The organism is Oceanotoga teriensis (genome assembly GCF_003148465.1).
Classification (GTDB): Bacteria; Thermotogota; Thermotogae; order Petrotogales; family Petrotogaceae; genus Oceanotoga; species Oceanotoga teriensis.
Map to the genome: position 1 here is coordinate 43,855 of NZ_QGGI01000008.1, position 24,999 is coordinate 68,853.

Here is a 24,999-nt window from a genome sequence, read left to right on the forward strand (position 1 = left end):
AAATAAAGTAACATTTACATTACTTAATAAAAGGAGGTTTAAATGAAAGCAAAAGATTTATGTTTCATATCAATATTCACTGTTTTAACATCGGTTGGTGCTTTTATAAAAATACCAACTCCAATAGTTCCATTTACATTACAATATGTATTCGTTCTATTATCAGGGATTATTCTTGGATCTAAAAAAGCTTTATTATCTCAAACAATTTATTTAATAATTGGACTAATAGGAATTCCCATATTTTCACAAGGTGGTGGAATTTCTTATGTATTAAACCCAACTTTTGGTTATTTAATTGGATTATTTTCAGAAAAAATAGTTATAAAAAATTCTTTAGCTTTATTTTTATATTCCTTACCAGGTCTTATAATAATGTATCTAATAGGTATTATATATTTTTTCTTGATAATGAAATACTATTATGCAAATGAAATAATAATAAAAACATTTCTAATAAAAATAATTCCTGATTTCATAATGGATATAGTATTAACTTATTTAACAGTTCTTATAGGAATAAATATAAAAAGGAGACTTAAAATTGATAAAAAAATTATTTGAAAAAGTATTACAAAATATTGCCATAAATAAAGAAGAAGCAATTTATTTAATAAATTCTGATTCAGAAGAACTATACTATTATGCAAATAAAATAAAAAATTATTTTTGTGATGATAAAGTAGATCTTTGTAGCATAATAAATGCAAAATCTGGAAATTGCACTGAAAATTGTAAATATTGTGCTCAATCGGCTAAGTACAAAACAAATATAAAAATTTTTCCTATGATAAAACACGAAAAAATACTTTCTGAAGCTAAAAAAATAGAAAAAAATAATATTAAAAAATTTTCAATAGTGATAAGCGGGAAGACTCCTTCAAATAAAGATTTTAAAGATATTTTAAAAATATATACAAAATTAAAAAAAGAAACAAATTTAGAGCTTTGTGGCTCTCTTGGATTATTGACTTATGAAATGGCTTTAGAACTTAAAAAAATTGGTATATCTACCCTACATAATAATCTTGAAACTTCAAAAGATTACTTTTCTAAAATATGTACTACTCATACATATGAAGATAAAATAAACACTATAAAAAATATTCAAAAAGCAAATATAAAAGTTTGTTCTGGTGGAATAATAGGTCTTGGAGAATCTATAACAGATAGAATAAATTTAGCTTTTGAACTTAAAAAATTAAATATAAAATCAATACCAATAAATATCCTGACACCCATAAAAGGAACTCCTCTAAATAATATAAAAATATTATCAAAGAAAGAAATTCTAAATACCATATCAACATTCAGATTCATAAATCCAAAATCTAATATAAGATTTGCTGGTGGAAGACAATTATTATCAGACAATGGGAAAAAAGGATTATTATCCGGAGCTAATGCCATTTTAACGGGAAATTATTTAACAACAACTGGAAGTAATATAACAAAAGATATAAATATGATAAAAGAATGTGAATTAAAAATATGATAAGAATATTTATAACTTCAACAAATACAGAAATAGGAAAAACATATATATCATCTTTAATAATAAACAAATTAAAATTAACCCATAAAATAGAATATTGTAAACCTGTTGCAAGCGGTGGAGATGAAGATATAAATTATATAAAAACAAAAACAAACATTAAAACACATAATTTTTATACATTTAAAACCCCCGTTTCACCTCATCTAGCTTCACAAATAGAACATATAAAAATATGTCCAAAAACAATAAAAAATAAAATATCAAAAATAAATACAGAAATACTCTTAATTGAGGGGGCAGGCGGTTTAATAACTCCAATAACAAAAAACTATCATATATATGATTTAATAAAAGAAACAAATTCAAAACCAATATTAATAACTCATACAAATATAGGAAGTATAAATGATACATTGCTAAGCATTGAATTTATGAAAAAAGAAAATATACTCCCAGTTGGAATTATATTTAATAGATACAGTGGCCATTTTTTTGAAAAGGATAATATAAACATGATAAAAAACTATACGAAATTACCAATAATTGGAATTATAAATGAAAATAATGATAAATCAAAAAAAATCATAAATATAAATAAAATCATTAAAGAATGTGAAAGAAAATGAAAGAAAATCATATATGGTATCCATGTACTCAAATGAAAGAAATTGATTTAAACCCTCTTCCAAATATAAAAAAAGCAAAAGGATCATGGCTAATAGATAAGAATAATAATAAATATCTCGATGCAATATCTTCATGGTGGGTAAATCTTTTTGGACACAATAATCCAGAAATAAAAAAAGCCATAAATAGACAGTTAAATAAATTTGAACACATAATATTTTCAAACTTTACCCATGATCCCGCAATAAAATTTACAGATGAACTTGTAAAAGTACTTCCAAAAGGATTAGAAAAAGTATTATTTTCTTCTGATGGTTCATCAGCTGTAGAAATGGCTTTAAAACTATCTTTTCAATACCATAAACAAACAAATAATAGACAAAAAAATAAATTCATTTCAATAACTAACAGTTATCATGGTGAAACCATAGGAGCTTTAAGTGTAGGAAATATAGACATATTTACAAAAACCTATAAACCATTGATAAAGCAAAATATAACTATACAAGGACCCGAATGCACAAACTGTATATATAAAAAAAACAGACTAAATTGTAATGCTGAATGTTTTGAAAATATAGAAAAAGAAGTACAAAAAAATCATAAAAAAATTTCAGCAATAATAATAGAGCCAATGGTACAATGTGCAGCTGGAATGAAAATTTACAACAAAACATATTTAAAAAAGATAAGAGATATATGTAATCAATACAATATAAATTTAATAGCTGATGAAATTGCCGTTGGGTTTGGAAGAACTGGAAAAATGTTTGCTTGTGAACATGCAAATATAAGTCCCGATATAATAACCCTTTCAAAAGGTATAACAGGTGGATTTCTTCCTTTATCTGTTACAGTATGTACCAAAAAAATATATGATGCATTTTATGATGATTATGAAAAAAACAAATCATTCTTACATTCTCATTCATACTCTGGAAATCCTATTGCATGTGCAGCTGCTCTCGAAACTTTAAAAATATTCAAAAACCAACAAATTCTAAACAAGATAAATCAAAAATCTTTATATATGCAAAAACAAATAGAACAAAATTTAAACAATATTCCTAAATTAAAAGAATATAGACATATAGGTTTAATTCATGTGATAGAAATAAATAATAAAAACCCAAGATTTAATTATGAAATTCATAAAAAAGCTTTAAAAAAAGGGCTATTAATAAGACCTATTGGAAATAATATATATTTTATGCCACCGTATACAATAAAAAATGAAGAAATTGATTTTATAATACATATATCCTCTGAAATATTGAAAAAATAAAGAAAAAATACATGAAATTAAATTTTAAAATTATTAAAAATTATTATATAATTTAATATACTAATGAAAAATGGGGGGTTTAAAAATGGGAGAGTTTAATTATCCGAAAACAAAAAAAGTAAATCAAATTGATGAATTCTTTGGAGTAAAAGTAAAAGATCCATACAGGTGGATGGAAAATGAAGATGATCCAGATTTAAAAATTTGGATAAATCAACAAAATGAAATTGTAAAAGATTATATGCAAAAAATACCTTATAAAGAAGAAATAAAACAAAAAATAAAAAATATAAACAAATATACAAAATATATGCCAACAACAAAAATAGGAACAAAAATAGTATATAGACAAAATGAAAATCTTCAAAATCAAGACATAATAAAAATGTATGATGAAACAACTGATGAAGAAAAAATATTAATAGACTGTAATGATCTTTCAATAGATGGAACAACAACTGCATATATAACGAGCAAATCAAAAGACAACAAATATATAACTTATAATATTTCAGAATCTGGATCAGATTGGCAAAAAATTAAAATTAAAAATATAGAAACTAATGAAGAATTAAAAGATGAAATAAACTGGGTAAAATTTGGAATAATAAGTTGGTATAAAGATGGCTTTTATTACACTGGTTATGAAAAACAAAATAAATTATCTTCAAAAAATGAATCTATGAAAATATACTATCATAAACTAAATACCTCACAAGAAAATGATGAAATAATATATCAAGACTCAGAAAATCCTGAACGTTTTGTTCTTGCAATGGTGACTCATGACGAAAAATATCTCATGATAATAACAACTACAGGGACATATGGTGAAGAAATAAAAATCAAAAAAATAAACTCCGAAGAAAAAGAAAAATTATTATTTGAAGGGTTTGACTATGAATACCAATATATAGGAAACATAGAAAATGAACTTCTTTTCATAACCAATAAAGATGCCCCAAATAATAAAATAATAAAAATAAATCCAGAAACATTAAAAGAAAAAGATTTTATAAAAGAATCAAATTCAAAATTAGAATACATAACAAAAACAAAAGATAAATTCTATATAAACTATCTCGAAGATGTACAATCAAAATTAATACAATTCGACATAAATGGAAAATTCGAAAAAGCAATCCCTTTACCTGATAAGGGAATAATATTTGACTTAATAGGTAATCAAACAACTACAAAGATATACTATATATTCTCGTCATTAACATATCCAGAAACAATAATGAGTTACGATTCAAAAACTGGAAAAACAGAAATATTCAAAAAACCAGACACATCTTTTAATTCAGAAGATTATATAACAGAACAAATATTTTATAATTCAAAAGATAATACATCAATTCCAATGTTCATAGTAAGGCATAAAAACACACAATTAAACTCAAATAATCCAACGATATTGTATGCATATGGAGGATTCGATATATCTGTAATGCCAGTATTCAATCCATATAAAATTCCACTACTTGAAATGGGAGGAATATATGCAATAGCAAATATAAGAGGTGGAGGCGAATATGGCCAAAAATGGCATAAAACTGGAATGATGCATAAAAAACAAAATGTTTTTGATGATTTTATAGCTGCCGCAGAATATCTAATACAAAAAAAATATACTTCCAAAGAAAAACTCGCAATTGAAGGAAGATCCAACGGTGGTCTTTTAATAGGGGCTGTAATAAATCAAAGACCAGATTTATTTAGAGTTGCCTTTCCAACAGTTGGGGTAATGGATATGTTAAGATTTCATAAATTTACAATTGGTTGGGGTTGGAAAGTTGAATACGGATGTGCTGAAGATGATAAAGAACAATTCAACACCATTTATAAATACTCACCTTTACACAATATAAAACAAACACAATATCCTGCAATAATGGTTAGAACAGCAGATCATGATGATAGAGTAGTACCTGCACATTCATTTAAATATACTGCAACACTTCAAGAAATATCTCAAAGCAAAAATCCAATCTTAATAAGAATAGATACAAAATCAGGACATGGAATGGGTAAATCTATGGAAAAATTAATAGATGAAAATGCAGATACAATAGCTTTTATGCTTTATAATATGGAAATACAAAAAATATAATAAAATATAATAAAATATAATAAAATATAAAAATAATCTCTCGTTTAAAACGAGAGATTATTTTTAACATTATTGAAATCTAAAATTAAAAATAAAAATTTAAAATAAATTTATGTTAATGACTTAAATGGTTAACCATTAAACCAAGAAATAATGTAATTTCAGAGGTGATAAAAATAAAAATAAATTATTCAAGTAATACTCCCTTATTCATACAAATTGCTCAAGCAATAGAAGATGACATAATTTCAGGAATATATAAAGAAGATGAAATGATAATATCGACAACACAATTATCAAAACTTTTAAACATAAACCCTACAACTGCAGTAAAAGCAGTTGGACTCTTAAATGAAGAAAACATATTATATAAAAAAAGAGGCGTTGGAATGTTCGTATCTAAAGGAGCATTAGAAATAATAATGGAAAAAAGAAAAAATGAATTTTTCAACAAAAAAGTCAAAGAATTTTTAGATGAGGCTTTCAAAATTGGATTAAATACAAATCAAATAATAGAAATATTGAGAAAGGAAAGTGAAAACAGAAAATGAAATTAAAAGTAGAAAATCTCACTAAAAAATTTAAAAAAATAAAAGTATTAAATAACTTAAATATCTCAATAGAAAGCAATGGAATATATTGTTTACTTGGAAGAAATGGAGCGGGAAAAACAACACTATTAAAAATAATAAGTGGTTATATACCAAAATATGAAGGAAACATATATATAGATAATATAAAAATCCCAAAAGGTCAAATACCAAAAAATCTATGCTTCATTGAAGAAAAAGTAAAGCAATTAAATAAACCAATAAAAGAACTATACAAAATATCCTCTACATTCTATGAAAACTGGGATTATGAACTCGCCAATGAACTTTCTGAAAAATTTAATTTGGATTTAAATCAAAAATTCAAAAAACTTTCTTTTGGAATGCAAACAATAACAAATTCAATAATAGCTTTATGTAGCAACTCCAAAATAACGCTATTAGATGAACCAATGCTTGGATTCGATTCAATACTAAGAGAACAATTCTATGAATCTATAATAGAATCCTATCAAAGATCTCCAAAATTAATAATAATATCGACACATCTTATAGATGAAATAGCAAATTATTGTGAAAAAGTAATGATTATGAATTCTGGAAAAATAATATTAAACGAAACTATCGAAAACATAAATGAAAAATCATTTAGCATAATAGGTGAAGCAAAAGAAGTTGAAAACGCCATAAAAGATTTAAATATATTAAGCAAAGAATATGTTTCAAACTACATGCATGCAACATTATATGATGAAAACACTCAAAATTTGACTGGAAATTTCAATATAGAAAAAATATCTTTACAAAAACTATTTGGAAAAATGGTTGGAGGAAAAACTAATGAATAGATATATAAACTTTTCAAAAATAAATATAGAAAACTTAAAACTACCATTAACCATAACTTTTATGGTATCTTTATCTCAATTAATCCAAATGGCAATAATGCTAATAATACAAAGCACAGATAGTATTATAATAGGAATAGGAAACTTCTTTCTTATGAATCTTGTGATGTTTCCAATATTCACCTCTATAAAAAATTTCAGAAAATTCTTAAATCTTGGTATGAAAAAAGAAGATTTCAAATATGGAAAGCTATTTTTCTATACAAATGTTTCTATAATAACAGCCCTACTAAACATACTTTTTTATTTCATAGAAAAAAACTTATTAATAAACACTTCATTAACTTATATAAATCTATTAGATATATTTGGATGGTTCAACTTTGGATTAATAGGATGTATAATATATCAAACTTTTGCATATCTCGTACTAATGTATTTTGTTGATTTTCTAACGATAAGTAATCATCATTTAATAGGTTGGATAACAAGTGGAATATTGATAGCTTTTGTATCTGTATTCTCATCTATAAGGATATTAAGAATATGGTTTGGACAAATGTTAAAATTCATATTATTCAATGAAAACATATTAATGCAAATAATAATAGACTTATCAATAATAATAGCACTATTTATAATAAACAGTTGGTTTATACAAAAAAAAGAACTCTAAAAATAAGGTGATTTAAGATGAATTTAAATAAAAAATGGTTCAAATTAGACAATGCTGGAAAATTATATTCTTCAACAATATCATCAAAAGCAACAACAATATTCAGAATATCTGTATATTTAAAACAAAATATAAATATAAATATACTTGAAATATCCCTAAAGAACACTTTAAAAAGATATCCATACTTCAAAGTAAGACTAAAAAGGGGACTATTTTGGTATTACCTCGAAGAAACAGACAAAAATATACCCATACAAAAAGAAACATATTATCCATGTATGAACTTTAATTTTAAAAAATCAAAATCTGTGCCATTAAGAATACTATATTATAATAACAAACTATCTCTAGAAATGTCACATGTATTAACAGATGGAAATGGAGCTATAGAATTTTTAAAATTGTTATTAGCACAATATTTTGAAATTAAAGATCAAATAAAAATTAATATACCTTCAGATATACAAATATCCGAAGAAACAGAAGACTCTTTTCAAAAATATTATAAAAGAAAAATTCCTGGAATAAAAATAGGAAAAACAGCTTTCCATTTTCCATTTAAAAAAAATAAAGAATCAATATATTCGGTAACAACCGCAAAAATAGAAACAGATAAACTATTAAAAAAATCGAAAGAACTATCAGCCTCAATAACAGAATTAATAACGGCTTTGCAAATAAACTCAATAATAGAAATAATCCAAAAAAATAAATATAAAAAAAGACCTGTTTCAATAAATATTCCTGTAAATCTTAGAAATATATATCCATCAAAAACTATGAAAAATTTTTTTATAAGTATAACTCCTACAATAGATCCAAGACTCGGAGAATTCACATTTGATGAAATACTTCAATATACAAAAAATTATATAAGACAAAATACAGATAAAAAATATTTAAATCCAATAATAACCAGAAATGTAAAAAATCAAAAAAACATATTATTCAGTATATTTCCTTTAAAAATAAAAGATATTGGAATGCCTTATATATATAAAATATTTGGAGAAAAAAATTACACCACAGGTTTTTCAAATCTTGGAATATTAAAATTTCCAGAACAAATTCAAAAAAATATAGAAGAAATAGAAGTAATACCTCCACCAAGTGAGGGCAATTTAATAAAATCAGCATTAATAACAAATGGGAAATACACCTATTTAACTTTTGGAAACCTAACAAAAGATGAACAATTTGAAACCACATTTCTAAAAAATTTAGAAAAATTAAATCTAAATTATGAATTAAATACAACAAAAAATAAAGAAAAATACCCAATTTTCAAATTAAATGACAAAAAACAAAAAAATAATTCAACAAATATAATATTAGAATTTCAAAAAAAATTTCACCTAAATTAAAGATAGGGAGTGAAAAAATGATAGGAATAATATCTGATACTACAAGTGATGTACCATCTTCAATATTAAATACAGAATTCTTAGAAGTAATATCTGCTAAAGTAATATTAAACGAAAAAGAATATAGAGATGGAAAAGAAATTCAAAATGAACAAGTGATAAAATTTATGGATGAAGGTGGATTCCCAAAAACATCTTTACCTTCATACAGTGATATCTCAGAAGCATTCAAAAGACTAATTTCAAAAGGATACAAAAAAATAATATCTATAAATGTCTTCAGCAAACTAAGCGGTACATATAATATGTTCACAAATGTAAAAAAAGATCTGCAAAAAGAATTTAAAGACATAAAAATAGAACTAATAGATTCAAAAAGCGTCTCTTTAGGATCGGGGTTACTGGTAAAAAAAGCTTTAAACTTAATAGAAAAAAACACTCAATTTGAAGAAATAGTAAAAGAAATAAAAAATTCAATAGGTAATAAAATAAATATAATGTATACTATTCCTACATTAAAATATTTAAAAGCAGGTGGAAGAATTGGAAAAGTATCGGCAACAATAGGAGAATTCTTAAATATAAAACCCATAATATCGGTAAATAATGAAGGTATATACTATACAGTGTCAAAAGAAAGAGGATTAAAAAGAGCTCAAACAACTATGGTAGATAAAATGATAGAATGGTTAGATGGAAACATTCCACAAGAACTATATATAGGCAGAACAGATGACACAGAAACAACCATGTCTACAATAGAAAAAATAAAACAAAAACTAATAAACAAGGGTATAGAAATTGAAAAAATAAAAACAGAACAAATCAATCCTTCGCTTCTTTCACACACAGGAAAAGGATTGATAGGAATAACCATATTAAAATCTTGATAAATAAAAAGGGGGATAAAAATGAACTTAAATGAAGCAATAAAGAATGGAAGAAAATTTTTAAAATCTCATCATGATGAAATAGAAGAAAACTTTCAATCAGATCAAAACAAAAAAATACCTCAGCCAGCATTAGAAAAAGAATATGATAAAAATAAAGAAATAATTGAATTAACACCAGAAGAAGAATTTGATTTTGACGAAATAAACTTAAAAGATTTAATAAAAAATAGAAAAAGTCATAGAACATTCATTGATAAACCTTTAAGTTTAAAAGAACTCTCTTTTTTGTTATGGTCGACACAGGGAACTAAAGAAATAATAAAAAATAATTATGCCGCATTAAAAACAGTTCCATCGGCAGGTGCAAGGCATCCTTTTGAAACATATCTATATATAAGAAATGTAGAAAACCTCGAACAAGGACTATACAGATACTTATCTTTAGAACACAAATTATTAAAAATAGAAACAGGAAATTTTGATGAACAAATGCTAGAAGCTGCTTTAGGACAAAGAATGGTCATTAAATCTGCGGTAGACTTTATATGGACAGTAACACCTTACAGAACCGAATGGAGATATTCAATCCTCTCACATAAAATAATAGCTTTAGATGCTGGCCATATATGTCAAAATTTATACTTATCATCTGAACTAATAAATGCAGGAACATGTGCAATAGGAGCTTACTCACAAACAAAATCTGATGAACTTTTAAAATTAGATGGAAAAGAAGAATTTACAATCTATATGGCTCCAGTAGGTAAAATAAAATAATTGAGAGTCTGCATAAGCAGACTCTCTTTATCCCAAAAGCCTTTATTAATTACCTTTAAACAGCTTTCCCAAACTATCAGCTGTTAAAATAGCTGCATAGACATCATCTGCAGTCACATCAAAAGGCATATTATGAATAGTTTCACCTTCAACAGCAGAAGCTTCTGCAACCCTCATCAAAGCTTCTTTATTAATCTCTTCTATTCCAAGATCTTCTAAAGTAATTGGTAACCCTACATCAACACAAAAGCTCATAACTTCTTCTATCTCTTTAGTAGGAGCATTTTCTAAAACTAATTGAGTTAAAGTACCAAAAGCAACTTTCTCCCCATGATATAAATTATGACATTCTTCTAAAACAGTAAATCCATTATGTATAGCATGTGCTGCTCCAAGTCCCCCACTCTCAAATCCAATACCACTCAAATAAGTATTAGCTTCTATAATTTTCTCAACAGAAGATGTACAAACCTTTTTTTCTACTGCCAATTTAGCTTTAAGACCTTCATTTATTAAAGTATCATAACATAGTTTTGCTAAAGCCATAGCAGAAGTACTCGTCAAAGCACCTGTCATAGTTTTTGAATTAGAAGCTTTACATGCACGTGCTTCAAAATAAGTTGCCAAAGCATCACCCATACCTGCAACCAACAATCTAACTGGAGCATTAACAACAACTTTTGTATCAACCAAAACAACTGATGGATTAGTTGGAAGAATCAAATATTCTTCAAAAGCTCCATCATCAGTGTATAAAACTGAAAGAGCACTACATGGAGCATCAGTAGAAGCAATAGTTGGAACTATAACAACAGGCATTTCCATATAAAAAGCTAAAGCTTTAGCTGTATCAAGAGCTTTACCTCCACCTATTCCTATAATAAAATCGCAGTTATTTTTTTCACATAATTCTTTTAAACGATTAATCTCATTTTTAGAACATTCACGATTAAAAAGTTCAAATAAACAATTCTTACCTTTATTCTTAAAACTATTTTCAACAATATCTCTTGTCAATCTCATTCCAGAAGGACTTGCAACGATAAAAGGTGTATTTCCAAGAAAACTCACATGTGATTCAATTCTTTCAAGTTCACCATAACCTTGAATATATTTACCAGGAGAAATAACTATATTAGTATTCATAAAATCACCTCTAAAAATAATAAAATGCTTTACACTATAATTCTACTATATTTGTCATTTATAAACAGTAAAGAAGATGTTTAAAAGTCATGTATTAGAGAACAATTTCACAATCATAATTAAAATAATAAACTTGACATTAAAAAAATAAAATGATATCATAAACATACTAATGGTATGTTTGTATAAAAGGAGGTGATTTTTATATCAAGAAATAAGTATCCAGAAAAAACAATTGAAAATATATTAGATGTAGCTTTAGAACTATTTATAAAAAAAGGATATGAAAATACTTCTATTCAAGAAATTGTAAATAATCTCGATGGGCTTAGTAAAGGCGCTATTTACTATCATTTTAAGTCTAAAGAAGATATTTTAAATTCCGTTGCAGAAAAAATTTATTCATCAACAAATACAATTATGATGGACATAAAAAATGATTCAAATTTAAATGGGTTAGAAAAACTGAAAAAAATGTTCTCTATTTCTTTAAAAAATCCAAATCAAAATAAAATGTTTTCAGTTGCACCCAAATTGTTAAATAATCCAAATATTCTTGCATTGCAAATGAAAGAAATTATAGAAAATACAGCCCCAAATTACATAAAACCAATAATAGAAGAAGGAATAAAAGATGGATCTATTAAAACAAATTATCCAAAAGAATTATCAGAAATAATGATATTAATTTCAAATATATGGCTAAATCCTTTAGTCTATAAAAACACAAATGAAGAAATGTTGAATAAAATAAAGTTTTATGATTATTTACTTAAAAAAATAAATATAGATATTTTTGATCAAACTATGTATGATCAAATAGTAAAATTAAATGAATTATCAAATAAATAACTGTCAATTAATTTGACAGTTATAAAAAAAACATTATACATACCTACGGTCGGTATTAAAAGGAGATATTTAATGAATAAAAATTTTATATTCATTGTTATAGGACAAATAATTTCTTTATTTGGAAACTCTATTTTAAGATTTACTCTTCCACTATATTTATTAAGAATCACAGAATCTATATCATTATTTGGAATAGTTTCAGCAATATCATTTATACCTTTAATAATAATGTCATTAATAGGAGGAGTAATTGCAGATAGAAAAAACAAACGAAATATAATGGTATTTTTAGATTTTTTTACAGCTTTTATAATATTTATTTATACAATAATATATAATCATATATCTTTAATCCCCTGTTTAATAATAACTTTGATTATTTTATATGGTATACAGGGAACTTATCATCCTACTGTCCAATCAAGTATTCCATTGATAGTTTCAAAAGATAAAATCATGCAAGGAAATTCTATTATAAACCTTGTAAATTCTTTAGCCAATTTTTCAGGTCCTATAATAGGTGGAATACTTTTCGGAATTTATGGAATAAATCCTATTTTAATAGTTAGTATAATTTGTTTTTTATTTTCTGCTATTTTAGAATTATTTATAATAATCCCATTTAAAAAAAGTACTTATTCAGAAAAAACCTTTTCTATATTAAAAAAAGATCTATCTTTAAGTTTTAACTTCATGATAAAAGAAAAACCCATATTATGGAAAAGTATATTGATAATATCTTTATTCAATTTATTCATGTCATCAATGTTAATCGTTGGAATTCCATCAATATTTATAAAAACATTAAAATTAAGTGATAATCTATATGGAATTACACAAGGTATTTTAGGAATAGGTTCTATATTTGGTGGAATTGTTACCGGTATTTTAAATACAAAATTGAACATAAAAAAATCTTATTATCTTTTACTTGGAGCTACAATTTCTATTTTTCCAATGATAATAACTTTAATTATCTCTAAATCTATAATAATAAACTATATAATTATTTCTATCATGGGATTTTCTATAATGACATTTGCAACAATGTTCAGCATACAAATGATTACTTTTGTTCAAATTCAAACCCCTACTGAAATTTCTGGAAAGGTTATATCTTGTCTTTTAGGTTTATCATTATGTGCAATGCCTATTGGTCAAGCTTTATATGGAATATTATTTCAAAATTGGATTTCAACTCCTTGGATAGTATTAATAATATCTCTTTTATCATCTTTAATAATTTCATTTTTTTCTAAATTTACTTTTCAAAATTTATAAAAAAACTCCAAAAAAGATATTGTGATAAATTACAGTATCTAATTTGGAGTTTCTATTTCATTTAAAAATCTTTTCTATATCTTCAGAACAATACTCAATAGTTTCAATTGTTTTATATATTTTATTCTTCAAAATAATCTTCAAGATTATAAGGTGAATAAATACCTTTATCGGTAACTATCCCAGAAACAAGTTTAGGTGGAGTTATATCAAATGAAGGATAATAACCTTTTACACCTTCCATAGCGGTTTTAATTCCCATTGCTTGAGTTACAAAATCACCATCTCTTTCTTCTATTTTTATAGTTTCAATAGTTGGATGTTCTTTATTAGGAATTCCAGTAGCAAAATAAGGTATATTCCAATAATTTGCACAAAGTGCTATTTGAAAAGTTCCAATTTTATTTACAACATGTCCATCCATAGTTATTGCATCAACAGCAGAAGTAAAAAGATCTACACCCTTTTTTTTCATAACATAACCTGGCATATTATCTGTTATTACAGTCACATCTATCCCCATATCTTGAATAACACTCGCTGTAAGCCGAGATCCTTGAAAATAAGGTCTTGTTTCAGCACTAAAAACTTTTATTCTATTATTATTTTCATTACAAAGCCTCATCAACATCCCAACAACGGTTTCTCCGAAACATTGAGTCATTATAGTTCCATTTTTAGGAATTTTTTTATACAAATATTTAGCAACTTTTTCATACCTCAAATATTTTTTATTTGCTTCATCTATTGCTACTTTTAGAACTTCTTCAACTGCATTTTTTCTATCAGATACCATTTCTAAAGCCTTTTTATGACAATTAAAAACTGCTTTTTTCATATTTTCAACAGTAGTAGGTCTTGAATGACATAAAGTATCAACAGCTTTATCAACATAATCTATATATTCATCATCAGAAAAATTTTTAGCTTCATTAACAGCCAGTACCACTCCCATATTAACTGCTATATAAGGTCCTCCACTTTGAGTAACCATATCTTTAAGAGCTTTTGATACATCTTGATGATTATTACAAATTTCATATCTTATTTCATTTGGATAAACTCTTCTATCTAAAATTTTTACTTTTTCATTTTCATACCATGCCACATTTTCATATCTAAGCATGAAAGCTAAATTCTTATCTGCTCTAAACAAAATATCCCCCCTCAAATGTTGATTATAGCATCTAATGCAATTTCTATAGTTTTATCAACAGTTTTAGTCAGTAAATCTGGATCTTGTTCACATTCATCTGCAGCATCTAAAACATCCAATGCATTACCATCAACCGATAAAATAGAACCTGCTTTAACATCGAACATACTTGCAGCTGTATACAAAGCTGCAACTTCCATTTCAAGGGCAATTGCTCCTGCTTTAGCTTGTAATTCCGTATTTGTTGGCATAACTCCTGAATAATATGCACCTTGAGTTACAATTATTCCTTTAAAAACTTCTACATTTTTATCTTCTGCACTTTTCATCAATGCATTTAAAACATCAAAATCAGCTACTGCTGGAAAAGATTCTGGAACATATATATTTGATACACCTTCTTCCTTTGAAGCCGCAGTTGCAACAACTATAGTTCCAGCTTTAACTTCTTTTTTCAATCCTCCACATGTACCAACTCTTATAATATGTTTGGCTCCACCTTTTATTAGACTTATAAAAGCAAGCATAGCCCCACTCGCACCAACTCCATGAGAAGTTATGGTTAAAGGAACCCCTTTATATTCACCATAAAAAGACCAATATTCCCTACTTTTATTCAATACTTTTTTATTATCTAACATATCAGAAATTTTTTCTGCTCTTTCTGGATCTCCACAAACTATTACTTTAGATGTAACTTCACCTTTTTTCAACTTTATTCCAGGTAATAATATATCCTTATTCATAATTTTTCCCCCTTATAATATTTATAAAAACTTTTATATTTCAATTTTATATTATAAAAAACAAAAAAAGTTAAAATCATATTATAAAATTATCACTTATAAATTTAATTATACAATATATAATATAAATAATAAAAATGAAAATATATTAAGAAAAATATAATAAATCTATTGTATAATTATTTAACAAAATTATTATATGGAGGGAACTTTATGAAAAAAATATTAATCTTTTTATTATTAATACTTTCATTAACAATATTTTCAAGAAATCTTCTTTTCATTGGAGATAAATTCATAGATAAAAACTTAGAATTAAAAAATGAAAACTATGTGTTAGATGTTTTAAATAAAAATATAGATGAAGATGATGAAATAGAAAAAATAATTTTGATAGGTGAAAAATCATCTAAAACAGATATTTACAGCGATAATTTAAAATTAATCATCTATAATAATAAAAACATAAATATAATTGAAAACATCATAAATGGCGGATATGATTCAGAAATAAATATATATAATGAAAAAGAATCAAATCCAAAAATAATTATAAAAAACTATACTGGTGGTAGTGGAAACTATCAAAATGTATCTATAATAGATTTAAAATCAAAAAAAATTATTTTTGATTCTAACATAAATAGATTTAATATAAAAGGATACTTTTTAAATGACTTTAAAATATCACTTTCAATTAATGAATTTAATTTTATTATAGACTTAAATAATAAGAAAACTAAATATATAAATGAAAATCTTTATGATGAAAATGGAACCCTAATAAATCAAAATACATCCTTGATGATAGGAGGAATTTCACAAATAAATACATTAAATTTTAATAGATCCATAATAAACATATCATTCGGAGTATCAGGTTTTTATCATGCGGATAGAATTGGTTACTTAAATATAATGATGAAATATTCAAATAATGATTGGGAAATTTTAAGCATAAGTTTTGATAAAATATTATATTCAAAATAAAAGAGATATGCAATTGCATATCTCTTTTATTTTATCAACCTTATTATTTCTTTTATAAATTGTTTGTATGTAACACATTCTGTTAATTTATAAGCATTTTCTTCCTCTAACAATAATACTATCAAATTATCATAAACATCGTAAAATATTTCTCTCTCATATTCATTAATAGCAAAAAGTAAAACTATTTTCACTAATTGTCCATTCCAGTTAATAGGATATTTTTCATTTAATAAAATAAATATACCTGTTTTTTTTGCATTCATTCTCATTGAATGCGGAACAGCTATATGTCCAAAAGCTGTTGAGGCTCTGTTTTCTCTCTCTAAAATTTCATTGTAATAAGATTTTTCTATATATCCTTCCTCTTCCATAATTTTCGTCATAAATCTCAAAGCTTCTTTATCATTTTTAAACTCTAAATTTCTATAAAAAAATTTTGGATTTGATATTTTTACCAAATGTCTTTTAAGTCTTATCTTTTTTTTATTTATTTTAATTTTTTCTATTTTTTCTTTTATCATATCTATATCTTTATAATTTATAAAAGGAGTTATAATAACTGTATTTTTAGGAATATTTTCAAATATTGGAATTATTGAAATTAATAAATCAGATTTTTCAATTTTGTCAACTTCATCTATTGATGTTATAACTTTTTTTATTTGCTTTCTTATATTAGCTGCCATAAATCCACTGGATGCTCCAGAACCACAAACTAATAAAACATTTATATCTTCCATATACATCTCTCCTTCAGAATAAAATATATAATCAAATTATAGGAAAAACAAAAAAATTAATCAAATAAATATTTTCACCATAGAAGTGAAAATATTTACCAAAAAAAAAGACATCTGAAAAAATTCAGATGTCTTTTTTAAAAGTTATTAAAGTTCTATATCTATTATCACTGGCATATGATCAGAAGGATATACTCCATTCCAATTATCCGGCAAAATAGCATGATTTATAACTTTAACATTATTTTTTATAAATATATAATCAATGAGAGGAAAATCACTTATGAGTCCTTTTTGAATATTTTCAAATATCTCTAAAATTTTAAAATTATGAAAACTAAAATCACAACCGTAATGTTCATTTATACTCATATATCTCGAATCTTTGACAAAATTTTCAGATTTTCTTGTAAGAATTTTATAAACCTCACTGTTAGGAGTATTATTAAAATCTCCGGTCAATAAAACTGGAAATTTATTTGCAATATTTTTTATATTATCCAATAAAAGATAAGTGCCTTGTTCCATAGCTTCCTTCCCAACATGATCGAGATGAGTATTAAAAAAATAAAAACTATCTCCTGTTTTTATAACTTTAAATTTTGCCCATGTTACTATTCTTATACAAGCTGCATCCCATCCCATACTGCCTTTAACTTCAGGAGTCTCCGAAAGCCAAAAAACTCCCCAATCTTCGAGTATAAATTTATCTTTTTTAAAAAATATTGGTCCAAACTCCCCTTCTTCTTCTCCATCTTCTCTTCCAACTCCGACATAATCATATCCTTTAAGACCATTTTTTAAAAATATCAATTGATCTTTCAAAACTTCTTGAAGGCCTATTATATCAATATCATGAAATCTAATAAGTTCTAAAACCTTATTTTTTCTAACTACCCATGAAGTCAAACCTATATCATCTTCATTCTGATATCGAATGTTAAAACTACCTATCCTAAACATAGACTCTTTATTCATATAACATCCCTCTTTTATAATGAAATTTTGTGAACTTTTTAATTTATATATACTTTTTATTATATCTTATTTTCAAATAAATTATACCATAAAACGCTAAATCTTTTCACAAACTATTCTTAAAACTATATTAAAACTATTCTTATATATAACATTATTTTATTCAATATTATAATTTTATTAAATATAGTTTATACAATAAAAAAAGTCAATCTTTATTTTTATAAAGATTGACTTATAAATTAATGTCCGCAACATCCACCTTCATCTGAACCACAACATCCGCCTTCATGTTCATGTTCTCCATCACCGCATCCAGAACATCCACCACAACTACTTTGTTGGCTCATCAACATTTGAATAAACTGATTAACAACCTCTTCAACAGTTCCTTTAGCATCATAAAAAACCTTAATTTTAAATTCAGCTAATAGTTTACACATATCTTCACCTATAGAATCAGCAATTACAACATCTGTTTGATTTTCACCTATATATTTAGCTACTTTTTCATCTTCATCATCTTTATGAGGATTTTCAACAACACTTATTCTCGATGACTCACTCTCAAGGTCAACAAAAGCAAAATATTCTGATTTTGAAAAATTTTCATTTATATTTGATTTTATAGAATCATCACTTAAAACAGGCATTACTAATCTCATAAAACACCTCCAAAAATATTTGTAATTCAATTCTATCAATTAAAGATAACAAAAATAATAATAAAAAATAAAAAATCCAGAGCATTTAAATACTCTGGATTCATAAACTAATAATAAATATTAGTTTTCTATTTTCACAATAGACTTATAGGGTTTAAATTTTCATCAATGATGATGATCATGATTACATCCATAAGTTTCATCATCTTCAAGATTATTACTTAAATAATCTTCCATTATTTGTTTAAGATTACCGCTCACTCCTCTGTAAACTTCTATATCAAATTGATTAAAAAATTCAACAGCTCTTGATCCAATTCCTCTCACAACCATAACATCCACATTATTTTCTTTCATAAGTCCTGGAATTTGACCAGGTGCATGTTCAGACAACGGGTTTTTTTGAATATCTATATCATATCCTTCATCTTTTAAAGTTATATAGCCAAAATAAGGAGCATGGCCAAAATGTTCACTAATAACAGAATCTTTTCCATTATCATCCAACAAAGGCATAGCTAATTTTTTCATATTTATTACCTCCATAATTTTATATACAAAATAAATATATCACAAAAAAAAATATATTTCATTTCTAATTATTCTAGATTAGAGACTATTATAAGAAATTATTACCAATTAAACAAAAAAATCTTTTTATATGTTTATTTGATATATATAATTTTTTTATATATAATATATATACATATCAAATAAAAATTATCTGATTTAAAAAGGAGGATTTCTTATGCCTAATGGAGATGGAACAGGACCTTTCGGTGATGGAAGAAGAAGAAACGGTGAAAAATGCACAGGTAGAAGAAAAAATAGTTTAAGAAACGAAAACATAGAATTTACAGGAAGAAGAGGTAAAAGATGCAGCAAAAATGGTAGAGGTTGGAGAAATATAAATAATAAGGAGTTTGAATAAAATTGAAAATTGCCGTTTTATCTGGTAAAGGTGGGGTTGGTAAAACTTTGGTTTCTACCAACCTTACCAATATTTTGTCTAAATATACCAAAATAGAACTTTTGGACTGCGATGTTGAAGAACCTAATTCAAATATTTTTTTTAATTTTGAATTCAATAAAAAAGAAAAAATAAATTTATTAGTCCCAGAAATAGATAATCAAAAATGTACAAAATGTGGTTTATGTGCAGATAGTTGTCAATTTGGAGCTATAAACGTTTTTAATCATGGAGTAATGGTATTCAATTCTTTATGCCATGGTTGTGGAGTATGTTCAATAGTATGTCCGCATGAAGCTATATCAGAAAAAGAAAAATCTATTGGAACTATTGAATATGGTCAAAAGAATAATATATACTTTGGTCAAGGGCTATTAAATATAGGAGAACCTTCTGGTGTAAAGATAATAAGAACTTTAAAAAAACATTCAAAAAATATAAATCTTCAAATACTTGATGCTCCTCCAGGTGCTTCATGTTCAGTTGTAGAAACATTAAAAAATATGAATTATGCAATAATAGTTACTGAATCTACTCCATTTGGATTTCATGATATGAAGTCTGTAATTGAAATATGTCAAAAAATGGGATTAAAAATGGGTATAATAATAAATAGATATGACAAAGATTACACCGAAATAGAAGAATATTTAAACAAAAATAATATAGAAATACTCGAAAAAATACCTTTTTCTAAAGAAATAGCTTTGATGTATTCAAAAGGTGAATTAATTTCACAAAACGATAAATACAAAATAATATTTCAAAATATTTTAAATAAGATAGGTGTTGTCCAATGAAGCAAATATCTATTGTAAGTGGAAAAGGCGGAACTGGAAAAACTACATTGAGCGGTGCTTTGAATTTTTTATTTCAAAATAACACAGCAGCTGATTGTGATGTTGATGCTTCAAATTTATACTTACTTTTGAATCCAAAATTAAAAAAACAATATGATTACTATGGTGGAAAAAAAGCCTTCATTGAACAAGACAAATGTATAAAATGCGGAAAATGTCAAACATTATGTAGATTTGATGCTATTGATTTTATAAATGAAGAATTCAAAATAAATGAATATTCATGTGAAGGATGCAATTTATGTGTTCTAAAATGTCCTGTTAAAGCGATAGAATTAATAGATAATAGAGCGGGAGAATACTATTTATCTGAAAATAAAAAAATGAAAGTAATTCATGGTTCTTTAGAACCTGGAGAAGAAACCTCTGGAGGTCTTGTTGCAGAAATCAGAAAAAAAGCCATCGAAGTATCAAAAGAAGAAAAAACAGATTATATAATAATAGATGGAGCTCCTGGAATGGGATGCCCAGCAACCTCTTCAATAACAGGCGTAAACTATGTAATAATAGTTACAGAACCAACAAAGTCAGGTATTCATGATTTAAAAAGAATAATAGATACAACCAAACATTTTAAAAGAGAGTTTGGAATTGTTATAAACAGATTTGACCTAAACATTCAGAACACTGAACTAATAGAAAAATTTTGTAAAGATAATGGTATAAAACTTCTTGGCAATATATCATTTGATGAAACTGTTTTGAAAGCAACACAAAAACAAAAAAGTATAATCGAATATGATTCTAAAGCTAAAGAAGATATAATAAATATATTTAATAATTTAATGGAGGAAATATCATGAAAATAGCTTTATGTTCAAAAGAAAATAAAAAAGAATCTTTAGTAGATGATAGATTTGCAAGATCTGAATACTTTGTAATATTTGATGATGAAAAAAAAGATTTTAATTTCATAAAAAATAATTCAAATACAGAACATGGTGCGGGACCAAAAGCAATACAATTTTTAGCAGAACAAAATGTAAATATAATAATAGCTCCACCACTTGGTAAAAATGCTACAATGGCAGCTGAAGGATCAAAAATACAAGTTTATTTACAAGAAAATAAAAGTATTGAAGAAAACTTAAAAGCGTTTAAAGAAAATTTATTAAATAAACAATAATATCTTTCCTTCCTAATTTTAAAAAAATAAAGTATAATTTTATAAAAGATAATTAGGAGGGATTAAAATGGCTGATATTATAGACTATAAGATAGTTGGAGATGATATGCAACTCGTAGAAATAGAACTCGATCCTGGTGAAGGAGTAAGAGCAGAAGCGGGTGCAATGATGTATATGGAAAATGATATAATGATGCAAACAAACACAGGAGGAGGATTATTTAGAGGTTTAAAAAGAATGTTTACAGGCGAAAGTTTTTTCATAACCAACTTCGTACAAAATGGTTCTGGAAAAGGTCATGTAGCTTTTGGAGCCCCTTATCCTGGAAAAATAGTTCCTTTAAATCTTACAGATTTCAATGGTACTTTTATATGTCAAAAAGATAGTTTCTTATGTGCTGCAAATGGTATTGAAATAGAAATAGAATTAACAAAAAAAATAGGTACGGGTCTATTCGGTGGTGAAGGATTCATACTTCAAAGGTTACAAGGACATGGAATGGCTTTTATACATGCAGGTGGGGCTTTAGTAGAAAAACAATTAAATGCTGGAGAAATATTAAAAGTCGATACTGGATGTATAGTAGGATTTTCAAATTCAATCCATTATGATATAGAATTTATTGGTGGATTTAAAAATGCATTATTTGGTGGGGAAGGTATGTTTCTTGCAAAACTCTCTGGACCTGGAACTGTATATCTTCAAAGCTTGCCTTTTTCAAGACTTGCAGATAGAATAGTCGCTGCTTCAGGATATTCAAATAGAGGCGAACAAAGAAATTCTGGAACTGTTGCTGGAGACATAATAGGTGGATTTTTTGGTGGAGATAGAGAATATTAAAAAAACTTAAATAGCTTAAGCTATTTAAGTTTTTATTCTATATAGATATATTCATTACTGTATATATATTTAGAAGGCTTATAATAAATTTCTGTATATTCAACCATATCCCCATCAACATCATATGAAACTCTTGTTTTTTTTAGCAAAGGAATATTATCCTCTATTTCAAATGACATATCTGGCAAATCTTTGCCTAAAATTGCCTCCATATAATCAACAGATCTTCTCAAAACTATATTTCTATCATTAAAAATTTCATACAAAGAAACTATAGACTTTGGATTCTCAAGTAAATCCTCCAAATCGTATTTACAAGATACATATGTATCAAATTCCATGATTATCTCTTTGTTAATACTTCTTTGTCTTTTCAAAAGATAATAATGAGAATTAGTTGGAATTGCTTTATCAAAAGATTTGATATCTACTTTTACTCTTTTAAAAGACAAAATTTTAGTATGAAGCTCTATATTCATATCTCTCATTTTTTGAGAAAAACTTTTAAGTTTTATTTTTTCTTGTGTTCCCATACTTATATGTTTATTTATAACAAATGTACCTTTACCAGGTCTTTTATCAAGATAACCCTTTTTAGAAAGATCATCAATTGCTCGCCTTATGGTAATCCTACTAACATTATAAGCACTCATCAACTCTGGTTCTGGTGGTATCAATTCACCAATCTTATAAACTCCATTTATTATCTTTCTCTCTAAATCATCCATAACTTGCTTATATAAAGGTACCCCAGAATTCTTATCTATTCCTATCATAATCTCCATTCCCTTTCATAAAATTAAAATTAAATTTTTTCCAAGAATCTAAATATTTTAACATAAAAATTTCTTCTTCTTTAACTCTTGCCAATACATTCATATTTCCATTATTTTTAATATTTTTCAAAGCTATAGAAAGTTCTCCTTCATAACCTTCAGAATTCTCATTATCTATAAAAATATCACCTCTGTTTATATCATAAGAATTATTTTTAACACATATATTTTTAATCTTCTTCCTCGCTTCTAAAGTTCTTATAGTATAAACAGAATTATCTCCACGACAAGTATACAATGGAAATTCTAAATACTCCTTTTCTTTATCACTTATTCCTTTCATCGGTATTATATCAAAGCTTAAAATAGATTCTTCAAGTTCTGATAATTTTTTTATTTCATCTTCTTTTGCATAACAATTTCCTATTATAATTTTATCACTTAATTCCATATTTATTAAATGTTTAGCCTGAGTTACTATATCAAAATTTCTATGCATTTCAAGCATAGGTGTCTTAGAAATAGATGATTTTATTGAAAAATCTCCATTTTGTGAAAAAATAAACCCAGAAGTTTTTAACCCATTCAGTTTTGCAAAAGAAGTACTTTTAATATAATATTCTTCTGACAATCCAGTAAAATCTTTTGGATAATAATTATGTGACGCCCTTAAAAAACTTTTTCTTGGTCTATAATTTAAAACTTTTTCAACTATATTATAATCACTACTTATATTCAAATCAATAAATATACCAAAATCATTATAAGTCATCATAGCTTCTTCAAAACCACTAAAACCTTTATCTAATCTAATAGCATCCAAACCAATTTCTTTGATGAAAGAAATATCTTCATAATTAAGTCCATGGTCTTTAAAAACATCGAAATGTATATCTGCTGTTATAAAAAAACCCATTTCTTTTGCTATATTTATAATTCTCTTAGAATTCTCAAGATTTTCTGCAGAAAATAAACATAAAAAAAGTTCTGAAAAATTATATTTTCTAACCATTTCCAAATATTTTATATCATGTGATATACTAATATCATCAGGATACAATGCAACTCCAAACTCTATCATTTTATTTTCCACCTCATTTTTAAGCATTTTTTCAAATTTTATTAATATACCTATTTCTTTTTTATTAATTAGCCATAAAAGGTTATTATTTGAAAAAATGCTATTTTGTTTTTAAACATTATAACGTTATAATCTAATTGTAAGTTT

28 protein-coding genes are annotated in these 24,999 nt (G+C 25.5%); 19 read left to right on the plus strand and 9 right to left on the minus strand.

The features are described 5' to 3' along the window. Positions 1–42: 42 nt before the first annotated feature. The 11 genes from C7380_RS06805 to C7380_RS06855 all read left to right on the plus strand — a co-directional run bounded on the left by C7380_RS06805 (position 43) and on the right by C7380_RS06855 (position 10,638). The gene (locus C7380_RS06805) at positions 43–564 is read left to right on the plus strand and encodes a biotin transporter BioY (RefSeq protein ID WP_109604746.1); all 522 of its coding nucleotides are present in this window, start codon (positions 43–45) and stop codon (positions 562–564) included. Further along, a complete protein-coding gene (bioB, locus tag C7380_RS06810) occupies positions 545–1,495 on the plus strand; it encodes a biotin synthase BioB (protein WP_109604747.1) in 951 nt (316 codons plus the stop codon). The genes C7380_RS06805 and bioB overlap by 20 nt, the downstream gene beginning before the upstream one ends. Further along, complete coding sequence (gene bioD, locus C7380_RS06815; protein ID WP_109604748.1) at positions 1,492–2,124, plus strand: dethiobiotin synthase; 633 nt, start codon at positions 1,492–1,494, stop codon at positions 2,122–2,124. Before bioB ends, bioD begins: the two co-directional genes overlap by 4 nt. Further along, entirely contained in the window at positions 2,121–3,410 is a 1,290-nt protein-coding gene (bioA, locus tag C7380_RS06820) for an adenosylmethionine--8-amino-7-oxononanoate transaminase (RefSeq protein WP_109604749.1), read from the plus strand. The genes bioD and bioA overlap by 4 nt, the downstream gene beginning before the upstream one ends. Positions 3,411–3,495: 85 nt before the next feature. Then, positions 3,496–5,526 (plus strand): prolyl oligopeptidase family serine peptidase, encoded by a 2,031-nt coding sequence (locus C7380_RS06825; protein WP_158274820.1) that lies wholly within the window; start codon positions 3,496–3,498, stop codon positions 5,524–5,526. 167 nt (positions 5,527–5,693) lie between these two features. Beyond that, the gene (locus tag C7380_RS06830; RefSeq protein WP_206050548.1) at positions 5,694–6,077 is read left to right on the plus strand and encodes a GntR family transcriptional regulator; all 384 of its coding nucleotides are present in this window, start codon (positions 5,694–5,696) and stop codon (positions 6,075–6,077) included. After that, a complete protein-coding gene (locus C7380_RS06835) occupies positions 6,074–6,925 on the plus strand; it encodes an ATP-binding cassette domain-containing protein (RefSeq protein ID WP_109604751.1) in 852 nt (283 codons plus the stop codon). The genes C7380_RS06830 and C7380_RS06835 overlap by 4 nt, the downstream gene beginning before the upstream one ends. Further along, complete coding sequence (locus C7380_RS06840; protein ID WP_109604752.1) at positions 6,918–7,601, plus strand: hypothetical protein; 684 nt, start codon at positions 6,918–6,920, stop codon at positions 7,599–7,601. The genes C7380_RS06835 and C7380_RS06840 overlap by 8 nt, the downstream gene beginning before the upstream one ends. 17 nt (positions 7,602–7,618) lie before the next feature. Continuing rightward, on the plus strand, positions 7,619–8,968 hold the full coding sequence (locus C7380_RS06845) for an alcohol acetyltransferase (RefSeq protein WP_109604753.1): 1,350 nt from the start codon (positions 7,619–7,621) through the stop codon (positions 8,966–8,968). A 17-nt stretch (positions 8,969–8,985) separates the two neighbouring features. After that, positions 8,986–9,858 (plus strand): DegV family protein, encoded by an 873-nt coding sequence (locus tag C7380_RS06850; RefSeq protein WP_109604754.1) that lies wholly within the window; start codon positions 8,986–8,988, stop codon positions 9,856–9,858. Between the two features lie 21 nt (positions 9,859–9,879). Continuing rightward, a complete protein-coding gene (locus tag C7380_RS06855; protein WP_109604755.1) occupies positions 9,880–10,638 on the plus strand; it encodes a SagB/ThcOx family dehydrogenase in 759 nt (252 codons plus the stop codon). Between the two features lie 45 nt (positions 10,639–10,683). Here C7380_RS06855 and C7380_RS06860 read toward each other — a convergent pair whose 3' ends face one another. Further along, positions 10,684–11,784: a glycerol dehydrogenase gene (locus C7380_RS06860; protein WP_109604756.1), complete on the minus strand. Its 1,101-nt coding sequence runs from the start codon at positions 11,782–11,784 to the stop codon at positions 10,684–10,686. 195 nt (positions 11,785–11,979) lie between these two features. On the opposite strand from C7380_RS06860, the gene C7380_RS06865 reads away from it, so the two are divergent. Further along, positions 11,980–12,636, plus strand: coding sequence for a TetR/AcrR family transcriptional regulator (locus tag C7380_RS06865; protein ID WP_206050549.1), 657 nt, complete (start codon positions 11,980–11,982; stop codon positions 12,634–12,636). A gap of 72 nt (positions 12,637–12,708) precedes the next feature. Beyond that, positions 12,709–13,920 carry an MFS transporter gene (locus tag C7380_RS06870; RefSeq protein ID WP_109604757.1) on the plus strand — a complete coding sequence of 404 codons (1,212 nt, stop codon included), beginning with the start codon at positions 12,709–12,711 and terminating at the stop codon, positions 13,918–13,920. A gap of 121 nt (positions 13,921–14,041) precedes the next feature. Here C7380_RS06870 and C7380_RS06875 read toward each other — a convergent pair whose 3' ends face one another. Together C7380_RS06875 and C7380_RS06880 are read right to left on the minus strand one after the other, a co-directional pair. After that, positions 14,042–15,076 (minus strand): S-methyl-5-thioribose-1-phosphate isomerase, encoded by a 1,035-nt coding sequence (locus C7380_RS06875; protein WP_109604758.1) that lies wholly within the window; start codon positions 15,074–15,076, stop codon positions 14,042–14,044. Positions 15,077–15,087: 11 nt separating this feature from the next. Then, positions 15,088–15,822: a nucleoside phosphorylase gene (locus C7380_RS06880; RefSeq protein WP_109604759.1), complete on the minus strand. Its 735-nt coding sequence runs from the start codon at positions 15,820–15,822 to the stop codon at positions 15,088–15,090. Positions 15,823–16,035: 213 nt separating this feature from the next. On the opposite strand from C7380_RS06880, the gene C7380_RS06885 reads away from it, so the two are divergent. Beyond that, on the plus strand, positions 16,036–16,812 hold the full coding sequence (locus tag C7380_RS06885) for a YybI family spore inner coat protein (protein WP_109604760.1): 777 nt from the start codon (positions 16,036–16,038) through the stop codon (positions 16,810–16,812). A gap of 26 nt (positions 16,813–16,838) precedes the next feature. On the opposite strand, the gene C7380_RS06890 is transcribed toward C7380_RS06885, so the two are convergent. The 4 genes from C7380_RS06890 to C7380_RS06905 form a co-directional block, all read right to left on the minus strand. Further along, a complete protein-coding gene (locus tag C7380_RS06890) occupies positions 16,839–17,555 on the minus strand; it encodes a PTS sugar transporter subunit IIA (RefSeq protein ID WP_158274821.1) in 717 nt (238 codons plus the stop codon). A 147-nt stretch (positions 17,556–17,702) separates the two neighbouring features. Beyond that, positions 17,703–18,533, minus strand: a complete 831-nt coding sequence (locus tag C7380_RS06895; RefSeq protein WP_109604762.1) for an endonuclease/exonuclease/phosphatase family protein — start codon at positions 18,531–18,533, stop codon at positions 17,703–17,705. A 242-nt stretch (positions 18,534–18,775) separates the two neighbouring features. Further along, positions 18,776–19,198, minus strand: coding sequence for a NifB/NifX family molybdenum-iron cluster-binding protein (locus tag C7380_RS06900; protein ID WP_109604763.1), 423 nt, complete (start codon positions 19,196–19,198; stop codon positions 18,776–18,778). Between the two features lie 165 nt (positions 19,199–19,363). Next, entirely contained in the window at positions 19,364–19,729 is a 366-nt protein-coding gene (locus C7380_RS06905; protein ID WP_158274822.1) for a NifB/NifX family molybdenum-iron cluster-binding protein, read from the minus strand. 217 nt (positions 19,730–19,946) lie between these two features. Here C7380_RS06905 and C7380_RS06910 point away from each other — a divergent pair, with 217 nt between their 5' ends. From C7380_RS06910 to C7380_RS06930, 5 genes are all read left to right on the plus strand, one after another. After that, positions 19,947–20,129 carry a hypothetical protein gene (locus C7380_RS06910; protein ID WP_109604765.1) on the plus strand — a complete coding sequence of 61 codons (183 nt, stop codon included), beginning with the start codon at positions 19,947–19,949 and terminating at the stop codon, positions 20,127–20,129. A 2-nt stretch (positions 20,130–20,131) separates the two neighbouring features. After that, a complete protein-coding gene (locus C7380_RS06915) occupies positions 20,132–20,968 on the plus strand; it encodes an ATP-binding protein (RefSeq protein WP_109604766.1) in 837 nt (278 codons plus the stop codon). Then, positions 20,965–21,831 (plus strand): ATP-binding protein, encoded by an 867-nt coding sequence (locus C7380_RS06920; protein ID WP_109604767.1) that lies wholly within the window; start codon positions 20,965–20,967, stop codon positions 21,829–21,831. Before C7380_RS06915 ends, C7380_RS06920 begins: the two co-directional genes overlap by 4 nt. After that, a complete protein-coding gene (locus C7380_RS06925; RefSeq protein WP_109604768.1) occupies positions 21,828–22,154 on the plus strand; it encodes a NifB/NifX family molybdenum-iron cluster-binding protein in 327 nt (108 codons plus the stop codon). Before C7380_RS06920 ends, C7380_RS06925 begins: the two co-directional genes overlap by 4 nt. Positions 22,155–22,221: 67 nt before the next feature. Continuing rightward, positions 22,222–22,995 (plus strand): TIGR00266 family protein, encoded by a 774-nt coding sequence (locus tag C7380_RS06930; protein ID WP_109604769.1) that lies wholly within the window; start codon positions 22,222–22,224, stop codon positions 22,993–22,995. 32 nt (positions 22,996–23,027) lie between these two features. On the opposite strand, the gene C7380_RS06935 is transcribed toward C7380_RS06930, so the two are convergent. Next, positions 23,028–23,771, minus strand: a complete 744-nt coding sequence (locus C7380_RS06935) for a GntR family transcriptional regulator (RefSeq protein ID WP_158274823.1) — start codon at positions 23,769–23,771, stop codon at positions 23,028–23,030. Continuing rightward, positions 23,755–24,852, minus strand: coding sequence for a MupG family TIM beta-alpha barrel fold protein (locus C7380_RS06940; RefSeq protein ID WP_158274824.1), 1,098 nt, complete (start codon positions 24,850–24,852; stop codon positions 23,755–23,757). The genes C7380_RS06935 and C7380_RS06940 overlap by 17 nt, the downstream gene beginning before the upstream one ends. Positions 24,853–24,999: the final 147 nt, after the last annotated feature.